We start from the raw sequence: 405 nt of genomic DNA, 5'->3' as shown, positions 1-405 counted from the left end.
CTAACACAACGACAAAACGAGCTTGCAATGCCCCGATTAATGCTCAGCGATGAGCACTGGTCGAAGCTGTGGGGAATTCTGCGGCAACTGGCCATCTATAACAAGCGTGATCTCCGTATGACCGTTGAGGGCATGCTCTATCGAATGCGTACAGGTTGCCCATGGAGAGATCTACCGAAGGATTTCGGATGTTGGAGTAAGGTGTACAAGCGCTTCAATGCCTGGTAAGCATCAGGCAAGTGGCAGAAAGTATTTCAAGCGCTGGTAGTAGATCCGGACATGGAATGGGCTTTCATTGATGGAAGTTACGCTAAAGCACACCAACACAGTAGCGGTGCTGCCAGTGATCAGGATGAGGCGATAGGGAAAAGTCGGGCGGGGAACACAAGCAAAATCCATTTAGCG

General features: G+C 50.4%; 1 pseudogene. It reads left to right on the top strand.

Features of this window, described 5'->3' with window-relative positions:
* Positions 1–27: 27 nt before the first annotated feature.
* Positions 28–405 (top strand): annotated as a pseudogene (locus Q1A48_RS21420) (IS5 family transposase); the annotation flags it as partial.

The organism is uncultured Microbulbifer sp. (assembly GCF_947489355.1).
Classification (GTDB): Bacteria; Pseudomonadota; Gammaproteobacteria; order Pseudomonadales; family Cellvibrionaceae; genus Microbulbifer.
The sequence above is the reverse complement of the archived record's forward strand: the minus strand, read 5'-3'. Positions and strand labels throughout refer to the sequence as shown.